This window comes from Desulfogranum mediterraneum DSM 13871 (assembly GCF_000429965.1).
GTDB lineage: Bacteria > Desulfobacterota > Desulfobulbia > Desulfobulbales > Desulfobulbaceae > Desulfogranum > Desulfogranum mediterraneum.
The window spans coordinates 1-1821 of record NZ_AUCW01000069.1; the positions used below are offsets into that span (position 1 = coordinate 1).

The following is a 1821-nucleotide window of genomic DNA, read 5'->3' on the forward strand; positions in this document are numbered from 1 at the left end:
TATGTGACCCGCCGGGTCAAGCAGCTCACCGGCGGCCGGCAGAAGCCCACCACCATCATCCCGGACTCGGTCCCTGATTTTGCGGTGACTGCCAGATGAACAGCTACTATTTTCGGATCAACCAGCCTGCAAGGAGAGCAAAAAAAATGAAGGCCAATCGCTTGTTATGCCCTGTTGTGATCTGCTTTTTTTTAATGTGCCTGTTCGCCTCCGCACCTGTGCAGAGGAGTTTTGCCCAGACAGGGAACGAGCCCGTTCTCACCGTGGATACCGGTGGGCATAAGAGCATGATAAAGGATTTGGTGGTGACCTCGGATAATCGTTATCTGATCTCAGCCTCTGATGATAAAACCATCAGGGTCTGGGATATCAAGACGAAAAGGGAGGTTGGCAAGATCCTGGGGCAGATAGGGGCTGGCTCAGAGGGGAAGATCTTTGCCATCGCCCTGTCCCCTGATGATCGCTGGCTGGCTGTGGGCGGCTATTTTTTACCCGACGATGTCATCCGGATCTATGATTTTAGCAGCGGTAAACTCCATCGGCTCCTTAAAGGGCACGCTAATGTGGTCCTGGATCTGGCATTTAGCCAGGATGGCAGTCTGTTGGCCTCCGCCTCGGCGGATGAGACGGTCAAGCTTTGGACCGTAGCAGATGATTTCCGTTTGAAGTCGAGCCTGAAGGGGCATCAGGGTGATGTCTACGGTGTCCAATTTTTACCGGACAATCGTCTGGTCTCTGCGGGGTATGACGAGCAGCTGCTTCTTTGGCAAGATGGCCGGGTGCAGAGAAGCTATAAACACAGCCATGATCTGAAATACCTTGCCGTGAGCAAGGATTGGCTTGCGGTCTCGGGGAATCGAGATGATCGGAAGATTCTGATCTTTGACCATGAACTCCGTCTCCACAAGACCATCAGTAGCCCGACTAAGCCGACGGGTCTCAGCTTTTCCCGGGATGGCCGTTTGCTCCTGGCAGGATCGCTTTCAAGTACCGTGCATGAAGTGAACATTATCTATGATGTCGATGACCAATTTCGGGAACAGAGCCGATTTCGCAAACATGATAATACCGTTATGGCGGTTACTTTCCTTGCTGATAATACTGCGGTTACAGCTGGTGGAAATAGTAACGAAATCTATTTTTGGAAAAACGGTAAAGTGCAGGCTCATCTTGTCGGTAGTGGTAGGGCCCTCTGGGCGGTGGGCCTTGATCGGGGAGGTATGCACTGGGGAACGACCTGGAAAAAGAGCGTCAAAAAGCATGCCAATCCTCTGGAGCACCGTTTTGATCTGAGCCGTTTTACCCTAGCTGGTTCAGATACCGCTGCCCGGAAAATAGAGAGATCTTATCATGATTGGTCGCTCAGTCATCGAGGTGGTGGTGATTACGGCTACAGTGATGCCACTCTGGTGATTAACAGGGATGGCGAGGAAGAGGCGAGCATTACCCGGAAGTCTTCCAATGGTTATCGGCATAGTGTCTACGGTTTTACGGCTGACGGTCTTGTTGTTTCTGGTGGATCCCATGGCTATCTCATCGCCTACAGCCGGGAGGGTAAGGAAGTGGCTCGGTTCATCGGCCACACCAGTGATGTCTGGTCCCTGGCCGTTGAGGGAGATCGGCTGTTGTCAGGTTCTGATGATCAGACCCTCAAGCTCTGGGACCTGGGTGAGCTCAGGCAGGGCAAGAAGAAGATCTATCCGCTGCTCAATTTTTTTGCAGGCAGTGATGGCGAATGGGTGGCCTGGTCCCGGTCCGGTTACTATGCGGCCAGCGCCCAGGGGGACAAGTATGTGGGCTTTCACGTCAATGGCGGCCCGG

At 53.0% G+C, this 1821-nt stretch carries 1 protein-coding gene; it reads left to right on the forward strand.

The window, feature by feature from the left end:
• Positions 1–287: 287 nt before the first annotated feature.
• Positions 288–1821 (forward strand): WD40 repeat domain-containing protein (locus tag G494_RS0114680; RefSeq protein ID WP_208597692.1); only part of this gene is annotated, 1534 nt, incomplete at its 3' end.